The organism is Rhizobium sp. SVR5-2C (assembly GCF_056755115.1).
This window is the reverse complement of record NZ_JBNDHT010000611.1, coordinates 1-235: the sequence shown is the minus strand read 5'-3', so window position 1 is coordinate 235 and position 235 is coordinate 1. Positions and strand designations below refer to the sequence as shown.

At 58.7% G+C, this 235-nt stretch carries 1 pseudogene; it reads right to left on the bottom strand.

What is annotated here, in order from left to right:
* Positions 1 to 235 (bottom strand): annotated as a pseudogene (locus ACPYOI_RS37095) (sugar ABC transporter permease); the annotation flags it as partial.

Sequence of the window (235 nt, the reverse complement as noted above, 5' to 3'; positions counted from 1 at the left end):
GGTCCGATCGCCAGAAGATATTGCCCGAGATGATACCGCTTTCCTTCAGGATGAATTTGAGGACACCGAAGTCACCGTAAAGGATCCAGTTCCAGATTGCGCCGACGACCAGGCCGGGCATGACCCAGGAGACGAGGAAGAGGCCCCGCAGCCATGAGGCGCCGTGGAAATTGACCCAGAAGACTAATGCCAGGCCGAAACCGATCAGGAACTGCCCGGCGATCGAGCCCACGAC